Here is a 23,228-nt window from a genome sequence, read left to right as displayed (position 1 = left end):
TCGATTAGAGACTTAGCTGATAGCAACGGATATTCTATACGGCAAATTGATTTTAAAACGAGGTTCTTGCTGTTGATAGCACCCCTTGAGGTGTTTCAGTTAAGAGCGATGAGCGAGATCCTTGTTTGCATTGCCCAAGAGAAATGACGCTACTATGACACACATACTTCATCACTATCAGGCTGCCGATGTGCAGCAGGTGAGTCGCTTAATTGCTACTCATGGCCGAGTATTGACGGCTATTCGCTTTCATCAGGTCAACTTTAGCCAACAAAGTTTGGCTGGAATGACTTTTCAGCAGTGTGAATTTGTCGAATGTTCTTTCATCGAAGCTGATTTGAGCGGTGTGCATTTTAGTGAATGTGTTTTTGTCTCGACGCCGACTCCGTGTGATTTTTCTAAGTCAAACCTAAGTGGTGCTCTATTCCAGCAGTGTGACTTAAGCCATGCGGTGTGGCGAGATGTTGAGGCGGTTGGCCTGCGCCTAGAGTCTTGTCAGCTATCTCATATGGTGCTCTCTAACGCCGTATTTGCAGGTACTGCGACAGCTCAAAGCCAATTAACATTGCGTCAATGTGATTGCCAAGGTATGGAGTTAAGCCACCTTATGATCGATGGTGTCAACCTAACCGATTGCCAGCTGCGTGATATTAAAGTCAATCAAGTGGTGATGTCGCACTGTAATTTCTCAGGGTCACTGGTTAATGCATGCGAAGCCGTGGATTGGGATCTGTCATACTCTGACTTGCGTGAAGCGGATGTGCTGCACCTGAATCAAGCTACCACTCAATTGGTTGGTGCTTATGTGAATGAGTATCAAGCCAGAACTTTGAATTTAACTAGCGTGGTGCGCATTGCCTAACCATAACGCCCAATGATGTCGGTGATTAAAGGGTACGAGCCAATTTCTAAGCGCAAGTAATAACGAGTCAGAGCAAGTAACAAGGGCAAGCATGAGCTTGCCCTTGTCCATTTGGGAGGGAGTCGATTTATACCTTGAAATTGGCAATTTGTTGCTGCAGTTGCTGCTGCAAATTCGCAATCGAGCGGGTAATTTGTACGGTTTCAGAGACTTGGCTGGCGGTGTTCGATGAGAGATCGTTAATGTGATTAACGTTCTGCGATAGATTATGCGCTTCCTGCTCTTGAGCGGTGACCGCATTGGCCGTCTGCACATTCATCGATGCGATGTGCGAAATTTCTCTCACCACCATATCGAGCGCTTCTAGCGCTTGCGTGGTCGTCTCTGCGGTACTTTGACCTTTTTCTTGTGAGGCATTCATGACGCTCACTGCTTCATCGGCGCTTTGTTGCAGCTTCTGAATGCGCTCTTGGATCACCTGAGTGCTTTGTTGAGTTCGATTCGCCAAATTACGTACTTCATCCGCTACGACCGCAAAGCCGCGCCCTTGTTCACCTGCTCGGGCTGCTTCAATTGCTGCGTTGAGTGCCAGTAAGTTGGTTTGTTCTGCAATGCCACTGATATCGGTCAATACAGTACCGATGTTGACGACATCACTTTTCACAAAATCTATCACCTCAGTGCCGTGTTTAACCAATTCAACCAAATGATTAACCTCTTTGGTCGCACTCATCACACTCGCTAAGGTGCGCTGTGTGTTGCCTTCAATGCTTTTCACCAATTCGGCTGCACTACGGGCGCTTTGGGCGGCATCTGTTGCGTTGGCAAGCACGCCATCAATGGTATTCACCATTTGACCTGTTGCACTGTTTTGCTGCTTGATTAAATTACTGGCTTGTTCGGAAGTGCGACTGAAGGTACTAATTTCGCCACTCACTTGGTCGATAGATTGCCGAGTCTGTTTGACTAGCGACTGAATTTTGCCGATGAAACGGTTAAAGGTATTACTCAATTCGCCCAATTCGTCATTCGATTCGATCTCGATTCGTTTGGTTAAATCACCATCACCGTCGGCGATGTCTTGCAGGCTGGATTGGACGCGAGCAATCGGTTTAAGCACAGAGCGTGTGAGCCAAATTGAACAGGCCACTGCGATAGAGACAACGATGATGATGGTAAGCATAATCGTTTGTTGTAGGGTCGATTTCACGTTATCGATAATCGATTTATGGCTGTCGACGGTTTCGTCGGCCATCGATTCTACTTTCACCATATCATCAATTAATGCATTAGAGGCTTGAACGTAGGTATGATTGGATTTTTGATAGTTATCAAACGCGGAAAGCAGTTGTTCAAGAGCGGTTTGATGCTCTTGGCTTAGTGCCAAATACACTTCTTTATAGCTCTTGTTGCCCCATTTCCCACCCACATTACGGTCAAACGTAGGAGTGGCAAACATCTCGTTGGCTGCATCCATCTGGAATTGGTTCGCTTCTTTAATGTCGGCACGTCCTTGCTCAATATCCCCTGAATCTAGCAATGATTCGAGATGATATAGTTTCCACAGTAAGCCGATATTTGACTCCATCCCACCATCGGCTGCCGCCCAGCGTGGAGCGATTTCATCGGCCCAGCTGTATTTTTCGTTGGGATTGGATTCTAAGTATTCCACCGCTTGGTCCCCGACTTCTTCCAACTCTTTGCCAAATTCAACAATCTGGTTAGATTTTTGATGGAAGTTCTCTTTGGCTTGAGCGAAGTTACGATAAGTCTTAATCAGATTGTCGCGAGATTGCTGATAGCGAGAATAAAAGGCTTTAAGGGTGTCAATTTGCTGTTGAGGGATTAAAGCAGCACTGAACATTTCATTTAAGGCCAAGTCTGCGTTGCTAATATGCTCTTGTAACTCGCCATCGATTTCAGTGAAAGAGGCACCTTCAGTAAGTTTGTTCAACGCCAGCATCTGACCCTGGATTTCAATGGTAGTTTCCATCGCACCATCTGCCGTTGACCACGCCGGACCAATAATATAGTCGAGTTCCGCTTGCAGCGAATTAATCCCTTTTAAGGCGTTAAAGATGATTGCCCCCATGAGCAGTGTTAACACGGCAAAACTTGCCAATATTTTGGTCTTAATTTTCATGTGTTCCCTCAAACCTGTTCGCAACATGGCACAACAATGATGTGACTATTGACTTAAGTCTTTATTGAATTGGTCAATAGAAAAAATATAGATGGGAAATACCGATGTGTAAGTTTATTTGTGCTTCAGACGTGATGTTATCCGGCGTATAAAACAGGGGGGAATAATTGCTGTAGTGGCAACAAGATACGTATCCGTACTGGTTGACATTGGTCATCAGAAGAATACACTTCGTATATGTTATGTATATAAAGCGTATATTATGGGTATTGTAAAAATTTCAGATCAACTGCATGAAGAAATTCGTACAGCAAGCGCCGTCATGTTGCGTTCGATAAATTCTCAAGCCGAATTTTGGATGAAAATCGGTATGTTAGCTGAGACAAATCCGCAGATGTCGTTTAACGAAATCATCAATGAGTTGATGAAAAATGTCGAACTACCGATGGATTTTTCAGCAGAGGAAGTGGTTGATGAGTGAGGTGGTAACGATTAAATCAGCTGATGAAATTGAGCTGATGAGAGAATCAGGCCGTTTGCTGGCTCAGGTATTTGCCATGCTTGATGACTTTGTTAAGCCGGGTATCACGACCATGAACATCAACGACAAAGTGGAAGACTTTATTGTTAATGAGCTGAAATCTCGCCCGGCGAGCAAAGGTCAGTACGATTACCAATACTGTTTGAATACCTCTCTGAATGAGGTGGTTTGTCACGGTATGCCCAAAGAGGGAGAGGTGATCAAACCAACGGATATCATTAACTTAGATATTACTTTAGAGAAAAATGGTTACATTGCCGATTCAAGTAAAATGTACGTGATGCCCGATGCCAATCCATTAGCGAGAAAGCTCGTTAAATCGACTTACGAAGCGATGTGGGAAGGGATTCGTCAGGTAAAACCGGGCGCTCGGTTAGGCGATATCGGTTACGCAATTCAAAAGTATGCTGAAACTCATGGTTACAGTGTAGTCCGCGAATATTGTGGTCATGGCATTGGTCAAGAGATGCATGAAGCTCCTCACGTGCTGCATTACGGCAAAGCCAATACAGGTATGCTGTTAAAAGAGGGAATGACCTTTACCATCGAACCGATGATCAATCAGGGCACGGCGAAAATCAAAAATAAACGAGATGGTTGGACCGTGGTTACCCGAGATAAAAAGTTATCTGCTCAATCTGAGCATACCGTTCTGGTAACACCAACCGGTTATGAAGTGCTTACTTACCGTAAAGAAGAAGTTTTACCTCGGATTGGTTAATCTAGAGTTGAGAAAATACTGAAAGTGAAGCGATACCACTAAGCAGCAAAGCGAGTCATCGCTCTGCTGCTTTTTGTGTTTTTAATCTAAATTACGTTATTTATCCTGCATAAGTTCGTTTAAGTTCATCAAATAGCCATTGATACGCTGGACCACAATTGGCTCCTTTTTTAAAGACCAAATCAACGGGGACCGACCAAGGTTTGTGGTCAAACGCCACCTGAATATTGATTAACTCTCCTTGTTCTATTGCCTCTTTTACCATAAAAGCAGGTAAATAAGCCCAGCCAATTTGCGCTTTCGCCAATTCCATCACTGTGTGGTAGCTAGAACACCACCACACTTTTGGTGATAAGGTAATAAGAGACTGAGATTCTTGTTTTTTTCTACCACGTACCGCTATTTGGCGATATGGCGTCAGATCTGATGCCGAAGTGACTGTGTGAGTTGCTAAGGGGAAACTAGGGTGGCACACCGCAATATAATCGATACTGCCTACGTAACAAAAATCGACTTGTTTGATGGTTTCTATTTCAGAAAACATAATGCCTAAGTCGGTTTCACCATGCACAATTTCATCACTGATATCGGTAGAAGTACAGCCTCGCAGATCTAATTGAATATAGGGAAACTGGTTAGAAAATTCATTAAATAGTTGTGCCAGTTTGGGGGTAAATAGACCATCATCATAAGCCACCATCAGCGAACTTTCTTCTCCGTGATGAATTGAATTGGCCATACGCTCAAGATCGTCCGATTGCGCTACCAAGGTTTTTGCACTGCGGAGTAAACGTTCGCCGGCTGGAGTGAGTACCGGATTACGAGCGCTGCGGTCAAATAATTCCACACCTAAATCGATCTCCAAGGTATTGATACCATGGCTAACGGCAGACTGAACTTTGCCCATTTTTCTGGCACAAGCGGAGAAGGATCCTAGCTCTGCAGACAACACCAACATGCGAATTTGCTCAAGACTTAACATATGAAAATATTCGATAGTTATTAACTTTTATTCATCATAATCATTGATACTATACTTCGCAATCTCACGCGATAAATAATCTACCAATAGTTGGTTTTGTGAGTTAACAATCAAACTGTTTAAGAGGATGTGAATCTATGAGTTGGTGGTATTTACTGTTAGCGGGTTTAACGGAAATTGGCTGGCCGATCGGTTTGAAATTCGCGCAATCCGAATCAACGAAGTGGATGGGGATTTTGATGGCCATTGCGTTTATGGTCATCAGTGGGTCACTGCTGTTTTTAGCGCAGCGTACCATTCCGATGGGCACTGCCTATGCGGTGTGGACTGGTATTGGTGCTGCAGGGACATTTCTTGTTGGCGTGTTATGTTATGGCGATCCAACTTCAATGTTTCGTTACATTGGAGTGATGTTTATCATCGCCGGAGTAGCTGTTCTTAAATTGGCTCATTAAGCTAAAGAGGTGAGAAGCGACGACAAGGAACCAAGGATGAGCAAAACGCCAAAGAAAACCAATTTGCCCAGCAAAATCTGTATAGTTTGTGGTAGACCCTTTGTCTGGCGCAAAAAATGGCAAACCTGCTGGGAAAGTGTGCGTTATTGCTCAGAGCGTTGTCGCCGTAACCGTCGTTCTGTAAATCATTAATCAATGTTTCAAGAGAGTCATGAGTTTTCGAGACCACCGAAGAGGTGGTCTCTTTATTTGAAGGGAATGATCCCTTTATACCCAAATGACCTCAAGATGCAGACTTCAGCGCTTCATAAACGAGCACAGGTCAAGCTCAATGACGGCAGGAATGGCATTCCCTTTCAAGTTCATTGGTATAAACTTAATGCGCTTTCCAACGTAGGCCACTTACTACCGCAGCCACTAAAGCAAATGAGCCTGCGGTAATAAGCGAAATGTGAGTACCATTGTCAGCAAAAAGGTTAAACAGTAGAGCAACCAGCGCCGTGCCTGATGTTTGACCTACCAATCGCGCCGTACCTAACATGCCACTGGCACCGCCACTGCGATTACGTGGCGCAGCGCTAATAATGGTGTGATTGTTTGGTGACTGAAATAGACCAAAGCCTGCACCGCACAGTGCCATGCGTAATGCTACATCAAGGTAATCGGGAGAGGTTGGTAACATCGCCAATGAGAAAAGCCCACAAGCAAACACCGCAAGGCCTATCGCGCCTAAAATTCCCGCATGGACTTTTTCAATCAAGCGTCCGGCAATCGGCGCTAACACCATTGTTGCCAGTGGCCATGGGGTTAACAGCAAACCTGTCTCTGTTTCGCTTAGTCCTAACGTGCGTTGAAAATAGAAAGGGATGGAAACCATCGCCAGCATCTGGGCACAGAAAGAGCAAATGGACGTACAAATGGATAAAGAGAAAATCGGAATACGCAGTAAATCTACAGGGAGTAAAGGAAAGGGATTACTGAGTTGACGACGGACAAAAATAAAGCCGACGATCAACGTTGCCAGCAGCTCAAATCCGACATATAAAAGGTTTTGTTGATGAGAGAAACTGGTTAATGCAATAAAGAACAAACCAAAGGTCAGAGCGTTAAGCACGCCACTCACCGCATCAAATTTACGCCCACCTATAGAATCATTGGCTGGCAAATATTTAAGCGCTAGTAGCAAGGCAACGATGCCAACGGGAACGTTAATCGCAAACAGCCATTGCCATGAGGCAAAAGAGAGAATCCCCGCCGCGACGGTTGGTCCTGCGGCCGCGGAAATAGCGACCACTAAAGCGTTGATCCCCATCCCTCGGCCTAATTTACTTTTAGGATAAATCAGCCGAATAAGCGCGGTATTGACACTCATTAACGCAGCTGCGCCAAAACCTTGCATTACGCGCGCTAAAGTTAAGGTCAATAGTGAATCAGACAGGGCGCACAATAACGACATCGCAGAAAACAGTACTAAGCCGATTTTGTAAATGCGACGATAGCCGACAATATCACCTAGCGAAGACAACGAAAGTAAGGTCATGGTGATGACCAATTGATAGCCATTGACGATCCAAATGGAAGCACCGGCGGTGGTGTTTAATTCGGTAGCGATAGTGGGCAATGCCACATTGGCAATCGAGCCGTCAAGCACTGCCATAGTAATACCCAATGCAATGGTGAGTACCGCTCCAATGCGTTGTGGCATGGGTAAACCGTCGTTTGTTGTCATGAAAAGTTCAGTCTCGTTTTTTACTAAGATAAAGTCATTTACTTCGATAGCTTTCAGTCAGGCATAGATCTCTGAATTTAGCTGTTGATTTTAAGGCTAGTCTGTATACGAACATCATACCTTGTCTCTGCTATTTCCTCGACAGAAAAACTGTAATGTAAGGATAAAAGTGCAAGAAAGAGAAACACAACTAATTAACCTGTTTCGTTTATCTGACTACCCACTGATTGCACATTTGGGTATGCTGTCTCTCTAAGTAATTTGGTAATTGAGTCAAAAGGATAGTAATGCTGTTCATAACCAATGTGAGTTATAACGAAGAGTATGCGCCACAAATTCGTGCCATACGTGATGAAGTTTTTATTCAAGAGCAAGACATCGATCCAACGCTTGAATTTGATGGATGCGATGCCAATGCGCTACACGCCCTCATTACCATTGACGGTGAACCCGTAGCAACTGGTCGTTTACTCGCCGACGGGCATATTGGTCGTATTGCTGTTTTAGCGGCTTACCGTGGTCAAGGTGTTGGCGCTCAGGTGGTGCGTTCATTAATCAAAGAAGCTGAGTTACAAGGTTATCCTCGTGTCTATCTAGGGGCTCAGATCCATGCGGTCGACTTCTATCGTAAATTGGGCTTTGTCTCTTTTGGTGACGAATTTATCGAAGCAGGCATCCCTCATTTAGCAATGGAAAAGAACTTAAAATAATTCGCTTTTAAAGCAGCAATAACGTGACAAGAGAGATGAGATGACCACGCAGAAAATACGTTGGGGCATAGCTGGATTAGGCGCAATTGCGCACCGCTTTGCCACCGATTTAGTCAATAGTAGTCAATATGGTGTTTTAAGTGCTGTTGCGGCAAGACAGCAGCAGCGCGCCGAGGATTTTGCTGACCAATATGGTTGTAAAGTAGCTTATGGCTCTTATGACGAATTGGCTAGCGACTCTTCGATTGACGCTGTTTATGTCGCTACCATTCATCCCGCCCATTTGCCGCTGGTGGCACTTTTTTTGCGCCACGGAAAACATGTTCTGGTTGAGAAGCCAGCATTCATTTGTGTTGAACAATGGGATGCGATGGCTGAATTGGCCGTTAACAATGGCGTGATTTTGGCTGAGGCGATGAAATCAGTGGCATTTCCTGCTTATCAGCAGCTATGCCAGTTTTTGATAGAGCATCAACCTGAGGTAACCTCGATTGAAGCGGCGTTTGGTGGTGCTCATCCCTACGATCCGCAGCTGCGTATCTTTGATGCAACGTTATCCGGCGGCGCAACGCTGGATGTTGGCGTGTATGGGTTGTGGCTGTTTGCTGATTTATGCCGAGTGCTCGGCCACCCTGTTCCTTTTCCGCGCACAACCATAACCCAAACCTACCCAGATATTGCTGTTGATCAGACCGTGGAGTGTCTTTTTGATGGGGTAATTCAAGGTCGGATTGGCGGCTCAATTACCAAAGACCTGCCGCGCTATGCGGTGATTAAAGGTCCTGAACTTTCAATCACCATTGCAGAAAAATGGTGGAACCCCAAACGTATCGATATTGCGTACAAAGGCCAAACGTACCAACTCGAACCCGAGGTGCAGGGCGGTGGCTTTGAGCACGAAATTGATCATATATCAGGGCTTATCCTGCAGCGGGAGACGCAATCGCCACTGCTTTGTCATGCGACCAGTCGCAAAGTGATTGAGATCATGGAGCAATTGTTGAAAGCTCACGGTTTTGCTCACCTTGTAATCCCCAACCCTTCTTCTTAACGCCATGATTAAAAGTTAACGCAGTGACTAAAAGAAACACACATACAAGAATTTAAAGTTTAAGGAATAAGATTGATGGCAACGACGTTTTACTTAATGCGCCACGGGCAAACCCTTTTTAACGTACGACGTAAAATCCAAGGCTGGTGCGATTCCCCTCTAACTGAAACCGGTATTGAACAAGCAAAGATGGCGTCGCGTTTTTTCGACGATATCAAATTGGATCACCTGTACAGCTCTTCTTCTGAACGTGCCTGTGATACCGCAGAAATCGTGACGCATCAACAAATGCCTTATCAGCGCTTAAAAGGACTTAAAGAGATCAATTTCGGTACCTACGAATCAGAAAGCGAAGATTTGCACCCAAATATCGATATGCGAGAAACCTACTACGTGCAATTTGGCGGAGAAGCGAAAGCCAAAGTGCGTGAACGTGTGGTAGCAACATGTACTGAGATCATGCAAAAGCCGGAGCACAATACGGTTTTAGCAGTATCTCATGCCGGTTCATGCAAACAGTTTTTGATGCATTGGCATGAAAACCACGAAGAAGTGCTTAAAAATGGCATTCCCAACTGCGCGATTTTTGAATATCGCTTTGAAAACAATGCGTTTACGTTTGTCCGTATGATTGATGTGACCAAGTGATACATCTTGTCTATTAAACGTCAGGAGGAGAGCGCGTGCTCTATGAGATTAGCTTGGGCACCGATGAATCACTTAGCTGAGTCAAATGATAATAAGTGACGCTTCATGCAATTGATTTTACCTAGCGGCATCGGAGGCTAAATGGATTTTCATTGTCGACAAGTCATGGAAGATGATGCTGATTTTTGTCAATTAGCAGGCGAGTTGAATCAGGTACTGACTAAGTTAACCGGTGATTCTGGTGCAAGTTCATTTACGCACGCCGCTAGAACCAGTCAAGAAGCGGTTCAATTGGTCGTCTATCTTGGCAATAAGCCTGTTGCCTGCGGTGCTTTACGTTCTCACTCTTCAAGTGTTGGAGAACTAAAACGCATTTATTCAAAAATATCAGGTGGTGGCAGCTTTGTATTAAAGCAATTGCTTGCTATCGCGAATGAGCTTGGTTTTCATCAAGTCATTCTCTCCACTCGTTTAGTCAATCAAACCGCAGTGGATTTCTACTTAGCAAAAGGATTTAGACCAATAGCGCCTTTTGGTAAATATCGCGTTAGCACACTCTCAATTTGCCTAGGTAAAACGCTTTCACATTGATAGATAACGATTCGCACTGTTTATTTTCTCTCTGACAACGTATTCTGCTCTTTTATTGTTTTTAAATAATAGGTTAGGAACTTATGGAAGAGTATTGGAACCCAATGGTTCCTGAGTTATCAGTGACCGATTTTTCCAAGTCACTGCATTTCTATTGTGAGATTTTGGGCTTCTCGATTCGTAACCAACGTTCAAATCCAGATTTTGCTTATCTCGATATGGGAAATGTCCAACTGATGCTGGAACAAATTCACGAATCGGGTTGGAACACTGGGGCGCTTGAGTTTCCGTTAGGGCGTGGGATCAATTTCCAAATAGAGTTAGCCGATATTGCGCCTGTGCATGGCCGTTTGGTATCGGCACAAATTGCGCTGTATCGCGAGATGAAAGAGAGCTGGTATGACGTTGGCGATATGCTATCTGGTCAGCGCGAATTTCTCGTGCAAGACCCCGACGGTTATCTGCTGCGCTTTAGCCAGTATTTGGGTGAAAAAACCAAATCTTAAAACCTTATTCAAATAACCCCAAGAGGTTGTAATGGAAAAGATTACTTTTAAAGATGCGCTACCAGAGCAAGGTGAATTGCTCAGTGATATCGCCATCGAATCAAAAGGGTATTGGGGCTATTCTCGGCAACAGCTGGATATTTGGCGTAAAGATTTACGCATCGAGCCATCGTACATTACGGCGAATACGGTCAAATTGGTTGTGGTGGAGGATAACATTGCTGGTTTCTTTGCTTTGTTGCAAGGTGAGACAAACTATCTCGACCACCTATGGCTGTTGCCAGACTATGCCGGGAAAGGGCTTGGCCGCGAAGTGTTCAAAGAAATTCTTTGTCAATGCCAAGCACTAGGCATAGCCCGTTTTACGATTGTATCTGACCCCGATGCTGCCGGTTTTTATCTTCATTTAGGTGCCAAGCGCATAGGTGAAGAGTTTAGTAAACCACAAAACCGCCAGTTGCCCTTACTGGAATATGTTCTTCCTTAGCGGGACAGGCACTTTAATTCCGCCGCTGTTTCTTGCTTTCTTAGAAGGACAGGCACCTTAACTCATCATCGTCTACATAGTGGTAAAGGAGAACCTATGTTTACACTCGACATCGACCAAGAATTACGTTTGGCTCTGATTCAGCCCTCATTTGCTAAAATCTATTATGACATCGTCGCCCAGCAGCGAACTTATCTTAGTCAATGGCTTGCATGGCCAGAACACGCTGATGGCGAAGGCTTTTTCCTCAGCTTTATCCAAACGTCACTGCAAAACTATGCGGCAGGCAAATCGTTAACCTGTTCGGTGATTTTCTCAGGGCAGATTGTTGGCACAGTCTCTTTTAACTCCATCGATCATAATTTAAAGAAAGTCGAAATCGGCTATTGGTTACGTGAAGACTATCAAGGCCGTGGCATCATGACTCGAGTCGTCCGTAAGTTAATTGAAGTGGCTTTTGAAGAGTATCAGATGGAAAAAGTGGAGATTGCGGCCGCAGAAGGGAACAAGGCCAGCCGCAGTTTGTGTGAACGGTTAGGGTTTACGTTAGAAGGTATCATTACCCGTGCTGAAAATCTCAATGGTCGCATTGTTGACCATGCGATTTATGGTTTGGCTAAAGAAAGATAGTCAGTAAATATTTAATATAAGGACAGGCATCTTAAAAATATTAGCAGGACAGGCACTCTAAATTGGTACAGTAAGTTCGGTTTCCTTTTGATGACAAGTGAAAACGCTAGCCAACAGAATGCTCAGTATCAACGTAACAAAATAGAAGGATATTACGTGGAAGACAAAATGCTGGTTTACGCAGGTTTTTGGATTCGTTTAGGCGCATCAATTATTGATACTGTGTTGATGTTGCTGGTGGCTCTTCCGTTTGCCGATTCTGCCTATAGCTATTTCAATTGGGCAAATGGCATGCAGATGCAAGCAAGTTCAAGTATTGGTATTAGTTGGATTTTCCCATTTATCGCCACCATGATTTTCTGGGTGTATCGCTCAGCAACTCCAGGCAAAATGATCTTGAAGTTGAAGATTGTGAACGCCACGACAGGTGAGCCGATTGGTATTGGTCGCTCAGTTATTCGTTATATTGGTTATTACATTAGCGCTTTTCCATTGTGTCTTGGCTTTCTCTGGATAGCTTTCAGTAGCCGAAAACAAGGCTGGCATGATCTTATCGCCGGCACGGTTGTGGTCAAGGCGGTGAAACCTTTTTACAAGGACAGGCACTTTTAAATGCGTAGATTAGTTAGAAGGACAGGCACGTTAAGTCTTTTGCTAGGAGTTTGATTTCTATGAAAATTGCCATATTGGATGATTATCAAGATGCCGTGCGTCGCCTTGATTGTTTTTCGCTCTTAGCGGACCATGACGTTCAGGTATTGAATCAAACCTACAGCGAAGATGAGCTTATTGAACGCTTACAAAGCGTCGAAGTTTTGGTCCTCATCCGTGAGAGAACGTGGATTACGTCGGCTTTGTTAGAACGTCTCCCTTGTTTAAAATTGATTAGCCAAACAGGGAAGGTGAGCCAACATATTGATCCTAAACTATGTGCTCAATATGGTGTTGATGTCGCAGAAGGAGTTGGCTCTCCCGTGGCTCCCTCAGAGCTTTGTTGGGCGCTGATTATGGCTGCGTCGCGCCATATTCCTGCGTACGTGAATCAATTACAGCAAGGTAACTGGCAAAGTTCAGGATCGCTAGGGCTGGGACGCACGCTTAATGGCCGAATTTTGGGTATTTGGGGATATGGGAAAATCGGGCAGCGCATCGCGAAATTTGCTCAAGCCTTTGGTATGAATGTCTTGGTTTGGGGCAGTGCATCATCAAGAGAAAAGGCAGTTCAAGACGGTTTTGATGCGGCTGAATCAAAACAAGCGTTTTTTACTCAGGCAGATATTGTTTCTTTACATCTTCGTTTAAACGAAGTCACCAAAGCATGTGTAACGAGTGCTGATCTTGAATTGATGAAGGCCGATTCGCTATTTGTGAATACCAGCCGAGCAGAGCTTGTAGAAGATGGGGCTTTATACCAAACGCTGTTAAAACATCCCTCAAAACAGGCTGCTATTGATGTTTATGCTAATGAGCCAGCGACCACTGCTAATGAGCCGTTGCTGACACTAGAAAATGTTCTTGCATCACCGCACTTAGGTTATGTAGAGCAGAGCAGCTATGAGCTTTATTTCGGCAAAGCCTTTGAAAATGTGGTGCAATACGCCAAGGGAAGCCCGCAGAATTTGGTTTTGTGAGTTTCTTAGGTCAAAGCATGTGGTTAGACGGCAATCCCTTGAATGCGCTGCCGGTTTAGCTGCATTTTAGCGTGATGTAATTTATCTTGGCTTCCAACCCATAAGCAGCCACGTTGCTCTAATTGATTATAGATATCCGGAAACTGAGGGTGGCTATCGTCTAATCGTTGCAAAATATTAGGTAAGTCTGCATCGATATGACCCAATTTATCGCTGCGTACTCGCCTGCCGATCCAATCCACCCATTGCAGATAATCATTCAAATGAAAAGGGATGCCAATAGGGGGCGATTCTCTCTCATTTCCTATAAAAGGGAGTAGTGAATCAGGTGTCGTTTGGGCCTTTTTCTGCGCTTCGATACGCAGTTTTATCGAGGTATGTTCAGAGTCTTCAGGTGTTGCCGCCGCTTTTGCGCGAACGGGATTGAGATCAACATACGTCATGGCGGCTAAGAGCGCATTTTTGTCTAACAATGCTTGGGATTTATAACGACCTTCCCAAAAGTGTCCTGTGCAATCATCTTCTTTGTTGGCCATCATCGCGATCGACATATTGAGCTCTCGCATCATCCAACTGAGTGAGTAAAGCCTTTCTCGCCACTTTTCGATGATTCCCTGACAAACCTGCACGCTAGTTTTATCTGTCATCCTGCCTTGTTGATAACGAGCGAGTAGCGGGTCGAGTTGGTGTTCCATCGACCATCTTTCCATTACTTCTTGCTCCGATAGCGCTAATGCCTTTTGTTTATTTACATGTACTACCAGATGGTAGTGATTACTCATGACTGCATAGGCACAGATATCAATGCAGTACATTTGTGCCAAACGATGAATTTTTTGTTCTAGCCAGAGACGACGATGTTCATAAGATTGCTGAGTTTTCTCGTCAAACCCACACAAATATGTTCGCCTCACACAGCGCGATACACAGTGATAATAAGGCGTAACAGTTAGGTCGATTTGCTTGCTTCTGGCTGTAGTCATAACGAAAGACCTGTTGAGATAAGAATCTCTAGATTGGCGAAGAAATTATCGAAGGAATAGCCGTGATAGAGGTGAATGCGAGTGACTTCAAAAATTGAGGTGCCTGTCCTTCTAAAAAAGTGCCTGTCCCTGCAAGAGAAGGACAGGCATTTTATTACATGGCTTCTAGGCGTTGCTTGAGTTTATCGGCAAGTAATGTAAACAAAACACACAGGCCGACCAATAACAGGGATAGCATACCAACAACTGGGAAATCGGTGCCGCCATCGGAGATTTTGCTGTAGATAGCCAGAGGTAAAATATTGAGCTGAGTTCCCGATAACGCCAGTGCTGTACCATAGGCGCCTAACGCGACGGAGACCATTACGCAGAGTGAGGTGATCATTGCTGGATAGAGTTGTGGTAAGAATACGTAACGATAACTCTGCCAGCGGTTTGCCCCGAAGCTTTCGGAAACCTTCATCTGTTGCCAGTCAAAGTTAAGTATCACTGGGAGCAAAATAAACACGGCTCGTGGGATCAAGTAGTAGCAATATACCATCGCAAGGCCCACTGGCGTAAAGATCACATTACCAAATTGTCCTTCGGGAATGCCAATCTGTCCCAATAGTTGGGTGACAAATCCTGCGCGACCGAAAGTAAGAATGAAGCCGTAAGCAACAATCAAACCACTGAACACGAGGGGAAGTGCAATTGCGATACTGAGCCATTGCCTCATCCGTGGTGAAGTTTGACTAAGAAAATAGGCGATAAACAGAGCAACCAAGAGTGACATCAATGACGCACTGCCAGCAAGTACCAAGCTTCCACCGATGCTCGAAAGTAGGTAGCTGTCTGATATCATCCGGTTAAAGGTTTCAAGAGGCGCACTGAGCGCCTCTGAAAATACCAATATGACAGGAAACAGGAAAAACAATCCGTAGCCTAAGAGTCCGGGAAGCATCGGAAACCATACTGCCCATTTTGCTAATTTCATGCTTTGATTCCTTCTACTAAATGGTTGGTCATTAATGGCCTAGTACCTGTTGTGACCACGCTTTATCCAAGTCGGATTTAATCGCTGCCGCCGCATTGAGATCCAGTGGCTGAATTTGTGGTGCTTTGACTAACTTATCTTTCACCGAATCAGGCAAGGCCATGTTGGTGAGAACTGGACGAACATAGCCTTCGGCAAAGATCGATTGCCCTTGTTGAGACATAATGAAGTTCAACCACAGTTTTGCTGCTTCTGGGTTGGGGCCATTTTTGACCATTGAAATAGCATAAGGCGCTGCCAATGATGCTTCTTTAGGAATCACCACGGCAACGTTGTCGCCCATACCGTCTTTGAGCTCGGCTTTGAGACCGTCATTTTCGTAACCGATCCAAATAGGAATCTCACCTTTAACAAATTGAGCATAAGGTGTTGTGCCAACCACGCGCAGCACGTTGCCTTTTTTCTGCAGTTCACCAAAGTAATTGGCACCTGGTTTGATGTTGGTCATGGTGCCTTTTTCGGCAAGGTTAGCCGCGAGTACGACAACTTGTCCTTGACCAGTGGTGCGTGGGTCTTGATAGACAATGCTGTTTTTGTATTGCGCTTTTTGCAGATCAGCCCAAGAGGTAGGTACCTCTTTAACGAGCTTTTTATTCACCAAAAAAGCGACGTTAAGAGTATGAATCGTAAACCACTTTCCGTCTTTGTCTTTGAACACGTCAGGAATTTGCGCAAAGTTGTCGGGCTTATACCCCGTCAGCAAATTCTTTTGCTTCGCATCAATGGCTGAGGCGCCAAAGTAATACGCTGTATCGGCTTGAGGGCGGTGTTTTGACTTATCTAATGCAACGACAGTCGCGGCAGAACCAAGGTCGTTATAAACAATTTCTACGCCTGGATAGCGCTTTTTAAACGCGCTAAACATGGTTCCCCAGTTTGCCCAAGTTGGGCCAGTGTCAAAAGAGACCACCATGCCTTCATCTAAGGCTTTGTCGTATTGTTGTTGCTCTCCTTTGTATAACTCAGGCCCTTGCAGCGCTTGAGCGAAAACAGAAGAAGAGGCAATAAGCGCCAGTGCCGCACCAGCGCAAGAAAGTTTATGCAGTTTCATGTGACGTCTCCGTGTACAGGACATGAATAGATTCAGATGGAATAGATAAGTGTGTTAATGGGTGATTAAGGTGCGGGGCGCACGCTTGCAGAGTGACATCGCCAACTTGCAGCGTGTACTCCATGGTGTGGCCCAAAAACTGTTGTTGATGCAGGCGAGTAATCGTGAATTGATTGCTCGCGTGGTGATTGGTTTCTAATTGGATGTGTTCTGGACGCACAATCAGATCCACTTTTTCCCCTGTGACTAAAGATCGATTCACAGTCAGTGGACCAAGCTCGGTTAGCACTTGATGCTCAGCTGTGACTTTACCGTGCAAAACATTGGCCTTGCCGACAAAGCGAGCCACTTCTAGGCTGTTGGGCTGGTGGTATAACTCCAGTGGTGATGCACATTGCTGTATTTTTCCGTTGTGCATTACCGCCACTTGATTGGCCATGGTCATGGCTTCTTCTTGATCGTGAGTGATCAAAAAGGTGGTCATATTCAGCTCTTTTTGAATCTTAACAATCTCTTGGCGCATCTCATGGCGTAACGAAGCATCGAGTGCCGAGAGCGGTTCATCAAGCAGTAATGCCGCAGGCTCAAAAACTAAGGCTCGTGCGAGGGCAACGCGTTGTCTTTGACCGCCCGAAAGCTGATGTGGCAAACGATGCTCCATTCCGCACAGGCCAACCAGTTCAATCATGCGACGAGCTTTATGCTCAGCATTGTCAATCTTATTGATTTTTAATGGATAGATGACATTTTTAAGCACGGAATAGTGGGGAAACAGCGCATAATCTTGAAACACAATACCAAGGCGACGCTTGGCACAAGGTAGGTTGGCTTGATTGACATTGTTAATCCAAATCTCGCCGCTGTTAGGCTGCTCAAATCCAGCAAGAAGCTTGAGTAATGTTGTTTTGCCACAACCACTTTTGCCTAAAATGGCGATCAGTTCTCCAGTGTTGACCTGCAGAGAAATGTCATGGACACCAACAGTGCTATTGGGATAAGTGAAGTTTACCGATTTAAATTCAATCATGATGGACAACTCTTGTTTTTAGACCACTGCTGTGCGCTGGAGAGAAATGACATTACCATCGCAAGGAGCAGTAGAATCATAGTGGCAGCGCAGGCGAGACCTGTCGCGCCATAAAATGCTTGCAGCAATAAAGTGGGGTAGGTGCGGTTCATAAAGCCGGCAATCAGGTTACTAAGCTGAAATTCCCCAAGAGAAATGGCTGCTACGGTAATTAAGCCTGTCATCAGCGATTGGCTTGCTAATGGAAGAAATACGGTGATAAATCGTTTCAGAGCATTAGCTCCAAACGATTGGGCGACTTTGTCTAGCTGCTCAAGCGGCGATTTCTCACTATCCGCAAGAAGGCTAAAAAAGAAGTAGGGAAAGGTTAAAACCCAATGGCCAATGATAAGTAACCAGGTGGCTCCAAGCCACGGCAGTTCATCGCTGGTAAAGGCCAAAATAAAGCCAAAGCCAATCACCAATTCCGGGACAGCGATAGGCAGTAAAGCGCTCAGCCTTAACCACTGTTTCAAACGAGAGGAACCGTAAACTTGTAACAGATAAACGCAAGGCGTCACCGTCACAAGGTTTAATAGCCCTGCAGCGAGACACACTTCGATGCTCGTGATAAGTGCTCTATGATAGGACGTTGAGTTCCATATTTGCTGATACCACTCTAAGGTAAAACCTGATGGCAGCAGAGTATTAACCCAACTTTGGCCAAAGGATCCTACCGCCAGCAAGGCGATAGGAAGAGTGAGATAAACAAGGTAGAGATAAGTGATCTTTTTCATGACTCTAAACAATCAATTTGATTGTTTGTGATCATGAAGTTTGGATGTGACACTTTGATTGCGTGTTGTTGAAGCTTTATTTATCGGTTTGACTTAACGTTGCAACAAAGCGTCAATGACACGATGTAGGATGGGTTCAATATCTTCGTAGTATTTTACGCCATCGACTTCAGGTGCATTAGCTAAAGCAAAGACGGGCTTATTGTAATGTAAGCCAAATGCCATTTCTGTTAACGTGCCGTAACCACCACCCACGGCAATCAAAGCAAAAGCGGTTTGAGCTATCAATGAGTTACGCGTCGGCCCCATATTAGTAACAATAGGAAAGGTGACGTATTGGTTGGCTTCAGTCCAATGGTCTCCAGGCAAAATACCGATCGATTGGCCTCCCGCAAGGTGCACACCTAAACATACAGCTTCCATCACTCCATTACGCCCGCCGCATACTATGGTCAGCCCTAACTGAGCTAAGCGCTGACCGAGTTGCTTAGCCACTTGATATTGCTCATCGGTGGCTTCTTTGGGACCAATAACGCCGACAGGTGGCATTTGAATCTCTTTGTTATGCTCAAAAAGAAGCGCCAGTAGAGCAAACTCATCGCGACATTGAACGACTTTTTGGGCAAAGCTCGACTGCATATCGATGACTCGAATGAGGGTTGGATGTGCTCTATAAAGCAGTGTGTGATTCGAATTATCTATAGAAAACAATGTGTTCATGAATTTTTTATGACTCTTGAGTTGAAAGGAGCAACTTGTTGGTTGGCTCTGATAAACTTGATCATAAATGCTCAATATGACACTTTGGAGATCATCGCTTGTCCCAAGTTAGACACAATAAATTGCTCGAAATCGTACGTGAACAAGGCTACGCCTCCATCGAGTTGCTCGCTCATGAGCTGGGTTGTTCTCAACCGACCATTCGCCGGGATATCAAAAAGCTCTGTAGCGATAATCTTCTGCAGCGGTTTCATGGCGGGGTGACACAAGCTGAACCAGAAGTTCGCCTTGGTCATAATTTTAAGTCCTCGGTGATGGCGCAAGCCAAAGTGGCTATCGCGCATGCTGCCGTAGAGCATATTCGATTGATTGATAGTTTATTTCTTGATACGGGCACGACCTGTGAGCAACTGGCTTGTGCCATGGAGTCGCTCCCCCATAAGCAAATTATTACGCATAATTTGTCAGCGGCTTTGTTGTTGTCTCAACTTGAAATGGACCATTCGGTAGTAGTGACTGGGGGCGTCATTCGCGGTGCTGATGGCTCTTTAACAGGAGCGAAAACCTGCCAAGACATTCAATCGTACAGCGCCGATTGTGCCGTAATTTGTGCTTCTGGACTCGATGCAAATGGTTATGTTCTGGATTTTGACTCAGAAAAAGTCGCGGTAAAAAAGGCGATGATGAAAGCATCAGATAGAGCCATTTTGTTACTTGATTCATCCAAATTCTGTAAACGTGGTGCGGTTAAGGTTGGGCATCTCAAGGATTTTTCTCTGTGCATCACCGATTCTTCGCCAAATGCTCGATACCAAGTGCTGTTTGAAGAGGCAGGATTACCGCTAGAAGTGGCAGGATAGTAGAGCTTTTTTGGGGCAGTTTGTGGTGCCTGTCCTTCTAAGATTGTCTCTTTAAATGGATATAAAAAAGCCGCTACACTTTCGTGCTAGCGGCTTTTAATTGTGCGTTTATGTAACGGCTCACTCTAAATAATGAGTGAGGTTACTAAACATCATCAATCGATTATTGGTCGTTCCAACGTTGGATTGATTCAGCGATAACTTCTTTTGCTTCAGCGATGTCGCCCCAGCTTTCAACTTTAGTTGTGCCAGCTTTCTTCAAATCTTTGTAGTGATTGAAGTGGAATTCGATTTGCTTGATAAGTTGCGCTGGAAGATCTTCTAGAGAGTTGATCGCATTACCGTTGCTACGGTCGTCAGCAGGAACGACAACAACTTTGTCATCAACTTCGCCGTCATCAACGAATTTCATTACGCCGATGATTTTAGCTTGTAGGAAGATACCAGTTGTTAGTGGTTCGCTAGTGATGATTAGTGCGTCAAGTTCGTCGCCATCTTCATCAAGAGTTTGCGGAATAAAACCGTAGTTAGTTGGTTTTGCAAAAATCTGTGGTTCAACACGATCAAGTTCGAACACAGCAAGCTCACGGTTCCATTCAATTTTGTGGTTGCTACCAGTTGGGATTTCTACAACTACATTCACTAGGCCATTTTCGTAATCGCCTGGAGTTAAAATTTTATTAAAATCTGCCATTTCAGCTTCCTTATCAATATTTCGCGCGCATTTTAACAGTTTTTGTTACTCAGCGGTAACGATAATCATCCACCGATGAAGCAACTGCTCAATATGGAGACACTCAATTTTAGAGAAATCCGCGACTGAGTTTACGCGACCCAAACCAAAGCGCAATGCCTGAAAGAGTAACGATATGAAAAAGACGACTTAGAGTGCCTGTCCTTCTAACCTAAAACTAATACTTAGGGTGCCTGTCCTTCTAAGCTGACGGCTCTAGTGTTTAAGATGCCTGTCCCTCTAAGCTGCTTGAGGGGACAGACACTTTATCTTTGCCCCCCTTAAAGTGTCTGTCCTTGTATTATCGAGTTTTATTGGTGCATTTTGTTTCATATTGGTGTTTAATGCGGCAATCTTTTGTAGCTCAGAAATAATTCACCCTATTTGATTGCTGCTGAGGATTAAAATGATGAGAAGAATACAAGATAAGGATGTATACGTGAAAAAATGGTTAGTGATGGTATTGGGGATCAACGTGGTTGCTGCTGTGGTGGTTTATGGCTTATCGCAGGTTGTTGATCTTTTTAAGCCTCAGAATTTATGCGATTTTCTCTTCTTTATCACGGTAGTTATTTGGGCGTTAGCGGGCTTTGTATCGGATAAAAGCGCGAAAGCGCAAAGTACGATTAGTTGGTTTGACCGATATACGGCACCAGTGCGTGCCAATGGAGAGTTCCGTCAGTTGACTAAAATTGGTAATGCATCGGCTTATATGGATGCGGGCACCGGATTAACGCTTTTCGTTGCGGGTATTCCAGCATTTGCCGCTGCGTTTATGTTATATCTTGCCTAAATGTGCGGATGAAAAAGGGGAAGGTAATAACCTTCCCTTAACTCATTCATGGACATTTAATATTAAAGCGCTTTGCCTAGTGCTTGGCGTAAATAGGCTCCAGCACCAAGTAATCCGGGTTCTTTGTGAGTGAGCAGAAAAACCGGAATGGCATTTAAGTATTCATTAAAGCGACCTTTCTCTTCGAATGCTTTGCGAAAATCCGATGCGAGCAAGAACTCTTTAAAGCGTGGTGCAATACCTCCACCAAGATAGACCCCACCAAAGGTGCCCATATTCAAGGCTAAGTTACCGGCAAAACGTCCTAGTAACACACAAAATAGTGATAGCGTCGCAACACAATCAGGGTTTTGCTCTGCTAATGCAAGTTCGGTGATCTCTTTCGGTGTTAATGCTTCTGGTTCGCGTCCTTGGGAAATAACATGGTGATTATAGATATGCACCAACCCTTGCCCAGATAAGCAACGTTCTGCCGACACTCGGCCAAATTGCTGACGTAACCATTTTAGGAGTGAGTCTTCTTCATCGCTGCAAGGTGCAAAATCGACATGCCCACCTTCACCTGGGAGGCTAAGCCATTGCTTGTTGACTTGAATAAGATGTGCGACACCTAACCCTGTTCCCGCACCAAAGATGGCGATAGGTTTTCCTGATTGAGGTTGTCCTCCACCAATTTGCAGGTAATCTTGCGCAGAAAGAGCGGGGATTGCCATTGAAACAGCGGTAAAGTCGTTGATCACTTCGAGGCGTTCGAGTTGCAACTGTTGTTTGAGTTCCTGAATGGAAAATGCCCAGCTGTGATTGGTCATCGATACCCAATCGCTGTTGATCGGACAAGCGATAGCAAGACATGCTGTGGTCACCTGTTGATTCACTTCAGATAGATATTTTTTTATCACCACCTCAAGGCTGGGGTAATCCGCTCCTGAATAGGTGAGGGGTTGGCTGATTTGACCGTTATCTAAAGCACAAAGTGCCAAGCGAGCGTTCGTGCCACCGATATCGCCCACCAATGCATACTGCTGTGACATAAATCCTCCGTTACCTATGAATACTCAATCCACTTTTGATCAACGTTTACCAAAAGACAACAGGTTATTGTGTTGCGTCTTGAGCATTTTCAAATTCGTCATTATTGGTGTGTGAAAAGACACTTTTTACCGGAATGTAAGGGCCTGATGAGAGTGTTCCTGTTGCACTTTGGACCTCAACAGAAGGATCACCCGCTGCCACACGTTCTTGTGTATGTGATCTTGGTACGGGCGTTGCTACCGTGACGGTATTTTGAGACTGTCCGCCTGCTGAGCAGCATGCGCTCAGTAGTCCACAGAGTAAGGATGCGAAAATGACGTTGTTCATAATGGTTTATAGGGTCGTTGTTTGAGCCAATTGTACGTGAGACGACAGATATATGTTACGTTTTTTACCCCTAAATAGGGAGTTGATCAATCTATATGCCCAAATGACCTCAAGATGCAGAATTCAAAGCTTCATCAACGAGCACAAGTCAAGCTCACTTTTAATGTAAATAAGGGGAGCAATATTGCTCCCCTTAGTCTTTT

Annotated in this window: 28 protein-coding genes; 16 read left to right on the top strand and 12 right to left on the bottom strand. The window is 44.8% G+C overall.

Annotated elements, in window-relative coordinates; genetic code table 11:
• Nucleotides 1-154 precede the first annotated feature (154 nt).
• Nucleotides 155-862, top strand: a complete 708-nt coding sequence (locus JCM16456_RS21660; RefSeq protein WP_068718388.1) for a pentapeptide repeat-containing protein — start codon at nt 155-157, stop codon at nt 860-862.
• Nucleotides 863-989: 127 nt separating this feature from the next.
• On the opposite strand, the gene JCM16456_RS21655 is transcribed toward JCM16456_RS21660, so the two are convergent.
• Nucleotides 990-3,005 carry a methyl-accepting chemotaxis protein gene (locus JCM16456_RS21655; protein WP_068718386.1) on the bottom strand — a complete coding sequence of 672 codons (2,016 nt, stop codon included), beginning with the start codon at nt 3,003-3,005 and terminating at the stop codon, nt 990-992.
• 262 nt (nt 3,006-3,267) lie between these two features.
• Between JCM16456_RS21655 and JCM16456_RS21650 the strand changes: the two genes are divergently transcribed.
• Together JCM16456_RS21650 and map are read left to right on the top strand one after the other, a co-directional pair.
• Nucleotides 3,268-3,486 carry a ParD-like family protein gene (locus JCM16456_RS21650; protein WP_068718384.1) on the top strand — a complete coding sequence of 73 codons (219 nt, stop codon included), beginning with the start codon at nt 3,268-3,270 and terminating at the stop codon, nt 3,484-3,486.
• Entirely contained in the window at nt 3,479-4,267 is a 789-nt protein-coding gene (map, locus tag JCM16456_RS21645; protein ID WP_068718382.1) for a type I methionyl aminopeptidase, read from the top strand. Before JCM16456_RS21650 ends, map begins: the two co-directional genes overlap by 8 nt.
• A 100-nt stretch (nt 4,268-4,367) precedes the next feature.
• Here map and JCM16456_RS21640 read toward each other — a convergent pair whose 3' ends face one another.
• Entirely contained in the window at nt 4,368-5,249 is an 882-nt protein-coding gene (locus JCM16456_RS21640; protein WP_068718379.1) for a LysR family transcriptional regulator, read from the bottom strand.
• 137 nt (nt 5,250-5,386) lie between these two features.
• On the opposite strand from JCM16456_RS21640, the gene JCM16456_RS21635 reads away from it, so the two are divergent.
• Both JCM16456_RS21635 and JCM16456_RS23460 read left to right on the top strand, forming a co-directional pair.
• Nucleotides 5,387-5,704, top strand: a complete 318-nt coding sequence (locus JCM16456_RS21635; protein WP_068718377.1) for a DMT family transporter — start codon at nt 5,387-5,389, stop codon at nt 5,702-5,704.
• A 36-nt stretch (nt 5,705-5,740) separates the two neighbouring features.
• Nucleotides 5,741-5,896 carry a DUF2256 domain-containing protein gene (locus JCM16456_RS23460; RefSeq protein WP_082712410.1) on the top strand — a complete coding sequence of 52 codons (156 nt, stop codon included), beginning with the start codon at nt 5,741-5,743 and terminating at the stop codon, nt 5,894-5,896.
• Nucleotides 5,897-6,080: 184 nt separating this feature from the next.
• Here the strand turns inward: JCM16456_RS23460 and JCM16456_RS21630 are convergent, their stop codons facing one another.
• On the bottom strand, nt 6,081-7,433 hold the full coding sequence (locus tag JCM16456_RS21630; RefSeq protein ID WP_068718375.1) for an MFS transporter: 1,353 nt from the start codon (nt 7,431-7,433) through the stop codon (nt 6,081-6,083).
• A 287-nt stretch (nt 7,434-7,720) separates the two neighbouring features.
• Between JCM16456_RS21630 and JCM16456_RS21625 the strand changes: the two genes are divergently transcribed.
• The 9 genes from JCM16456_RS21625 (at nt 7,721) to JCM16456_RS21585 (ending at nt 13,687) form a co-directional block, all read left to right on the top strand.
• Nucleotides 7,721-8,143 carry a GNAT family N-acetyltransferase gene (locus tag JCM16456_RS21625; protein ID WP_068718373.1) on the top strand — a complete coding sequence of 141 codons (423 nt, stop codon included), beginning with the start codon at nt 7,721-7,723 and terminating at the stop codon, nt 8,141-8,143.
• A 40-nt stretch (nt 8,144-8,183) separates the two neighbouring features.
• Nucleotides 8,184-9,194, top strand: a complete 1,011-nt coding sequence (locus tag JCM16456_RS21620) for a Gfo/Idh/MocA family protein (RefSeq protein ID WP_068718371.1) — start codon at nt 8,184-8,186, stop codon at nt 9,192-9,194.
• Nucleotides 9,195-9,269: 75 nt separating this feature from the next.
• On the top strand, nt 9,270-9,842 hold the full coding sequence (locus JCM16456_RS21615; RefSeq protein ID WP_068718369.1) for a histidine phosphatase family protein: 573 nt from the start codon (nt 9,270-9,272) through the stop codon (nt 9,840-9,842).
• A 141-nt stretch (nt 9,843-9,983) separates the two neighbouring features.
• A complete protein-coding gene (locus JCM16456_RS21610; RefSeq protein WP_068718367.1) occupies nt 9,984-10,433 on the top strand; it encodes a GNAT family N-acetyltransferase in 450 nt (149 codons plus the stop codon).
• Between the two features lie 83 nt (nt 10,434-10,516).
• Nucleotides 10,517-10,939: a bleomycin resistance protein gene (locus JCM16456_RS21605; RefSeq protein ID WP_068718365.1), complete on the top strand. Its 423-nt coding sequence runs from the start codon at nt 10,517-10,519 to the stop codon at nt 10,937-10,939.
• A gap of 31 nt (nt 10,940-10,970) precedes the next feature.
• Nucleotides 10,971-11,426, top strand: a complete 456-nt coding sequence (locus tag JCM16456_RS21600; protein ID WP_068718363.1) for a GNAT family N-acetyltransferase — start codon at nt 10,971-10,973, stop codon at nt 11,424-11,426.
• Nucleotides 11,427-11,522: 96 nt separating this feature from the next.
• Nucleotides 11,523-12,056, top strand: coding sequence for a GNAT family N-acetyltransferase (locus JCM16456_RS21595; RefSeq protein ID WP_068718361.1), 534 nt, complete (start codon nt 11,523-11,525; stop codon nt 12,054-12,056).
• Nucleotides 12,057-12,146: 90 nt separating this feature from the next.
• On the top strand, nt 12,147-12,668 hold the full coding sequence (locus tag JCM16456_RS21590; protein WP_331710532.1) for an RDD family protein: 522 nt from the start codon (nt 12,147-12,149) through the stop codon (nt 12,666-12,668).
• Nucleotides 12,669-12,727: 59 nt separating this feature from the next.
• The gene (locus tag JCM16456_RS21585; RefSeq protein ID WP_068718357.1) at nt 12,728-13,687 is read left to right on the top strand and encodes a D-2-hydroxyacid dehydrogenase family protein; all 960 of its coding nucleotides are present in this window, start codon (nt 12,728-12,730) and stop codon (nt 13,685-13,687) included.
• Between the two features lie 23 nt (nt 13,688-13,710).
• Here JCM16456_RS21585 and JCM16456_RS21580 read toward each other — a convergent pair whose 3' ends face one another.
• The 6 genes from JCM16456_RS21580 to JCM16456_RS21555 form a co-directional block, all read right to left on the bottom strand.
• Nucleotides 13,711-14,670: a transposase gene (locus JCM16456_RS21580; protein WP_068718355.1), complete on the bottom strand. Its 960-nt coding sequence runs from the start codon at nt 14,668-14,670 to the stop codon at nt 13,711-13,713.
• A gap of 154 nt (nt 14,671-14,824) precedes the next feature.
• Entirely contained in the window at nt 14,825-15,646 is an 822-nt protein-coding gene (locus JCM16456_RS21575) for an ABC transporter permease (RefSeq protein WP_068718353.1), read from the bottom strand.
• Nucleotides 15,647-15,677: 31 nt separating this feature from the next.
• Nucleotides 15,678-16,757, bottom strand: a complete 1,080-nt coding sequence (locus tag JCM16456_RS21570) for an extracellular solute-binding protein (protein ID WP_068718352.1) — start codon at nt 16,755-16,757, stop codon at nt 15,678-15,680.
• The gene (locus JCM16456_RS21565) at nt 16,744-17,784 is read right to left on the bottom strand and encodes an ABC transporter ATP-binding protein (protein ID WP_068718350.1); all 1,041 of its coding nucleotides are present in this window, start codon (nt 17,782-17,784) and stop codon (nt 16,744-16,746) included. Before JCM16456_RS21565 ends, JCM16456_RS21570 begins: the two co-directional genes overlap by 14 nt.
• Nucleotides 17,781-18,560 (bottom strand): ABC transporter permease, encoded by a 780-nt coding sequence (locus tag JCM16456_RS21560; RefSeq protein WP_068718348.1) that lies wholly within the window; start codon nt 18,558-18,560, stop codon nt 17,781-17,783. Before JCM16456_RS21560 ends, JCM16456_RS21565 begins: the two co-directional genes overlap by 4 nt.
• A 93-nt stretch (nt 18,561-18,653) precedes the next feature.
• Nucleotides 18,654-19,280: a TIGR00725 family protein gene (locus JCM16456_RS21555; protein ID WP_197655230.1), complete on the bottom strand. Its 627-nt coding sequence runs from the start codon at nt 19,278-19,280 to the stop codon at nt 18,654-18,656.
• Nucleotides 19,281-19,378: 98 nt separating this feature from the next.
• Here JCM16456_RS21555 and JCM16456_RS21550 point away from each other — a divergent pair, with 98 nt between their 5' ends.
• Complete coding sequence (locus JCM16456_RS21550) at nt 19,379-20,140, top strand: DeoR/GlpR family DNA-binding transcription regulator (RefSeq protein ID WP_068718346.1); 762 nt, start codon at nt 19,379-19,381, stop codon at nt 20,138-20,140.
• Nucleotides 20,141-20,303: 163 nt separating this feature from the next.
• Here JCM16456_RS21550 and JCM16456_RS21545 read toward each other — a convergent pair whose 3' ends face one another.
• Nucleotides 20,304-20,834 (bottom strand): inorganic diphosphatase, encoded by a 531-nt coding sequence (locus tag JCM16456_RS21545; RefSeq protein ID WP_068718343.1) that lies wholly within the window; start codon nt 20,832-20,834, stop codon nt 20,304-20,306.
• Between the two features lie 478 nt (nt 20,835-21,312).
• On the opposite strand from JCM16456_RS21545, the gene JCM16456_RS21540 reads away from it, so the two are divergent.
• Nucleotides 21,313-21,666, top strand: a complete 354-nt coding sequence (locus tag JCM16456_RS21540) for a hypothetical protein (RefSeq protein ID WP_068718341.1) — start codon at nt 21,313-21,315, stop codon at nt 21,664-21,666.
• A gap of 62 nt (nt 21,667-21,728) precedes the next feature.
• On the opposite strand, the gene glk is transcribed toward JCM16456_RS21540, so the two are convergent.
• Both glk and JCM16456_RS23930 read right to left on the bottom strand, forming a co-directional pair.
• Entirely contained in the window at nt 21,729-22,697 is a 969-nt protein-coding gene (gene glk, locus JCM16456_RS21535; protein ID WP_068718339.1) for a glucokinase, read from the bottom strand.
• A gap of 64 nt (nt 22,698-22,761) precedes the next feature.
• Complete coding sequence (locus tag JCM16456_RS23930; protein WP_156430623.1) at nt 22,762-23,025, bottom strand: hypothetical protein; 264 nt, start codon at nt 23,023-23,025, stop codon at nt 22,762-22,764.
• Between the last annotated feature and the right edge of the window lie 203 nt (nt 23,026-23,228).

The organism is Vibrio tritonius, assembly GCF_001547935.1.
GTDB classification, from domain to species: domain Bacteria; phylum Pseudomonadota; class Gammaproteobacteria; order Enterobacterales; family Vibrionaceae; genus Vibrio; species Vibrio tritonius.
Note: the sequence above shows the minus strand (reverse complement) of the source record. Positions and strands in the feature narration are given on the sequence as shown.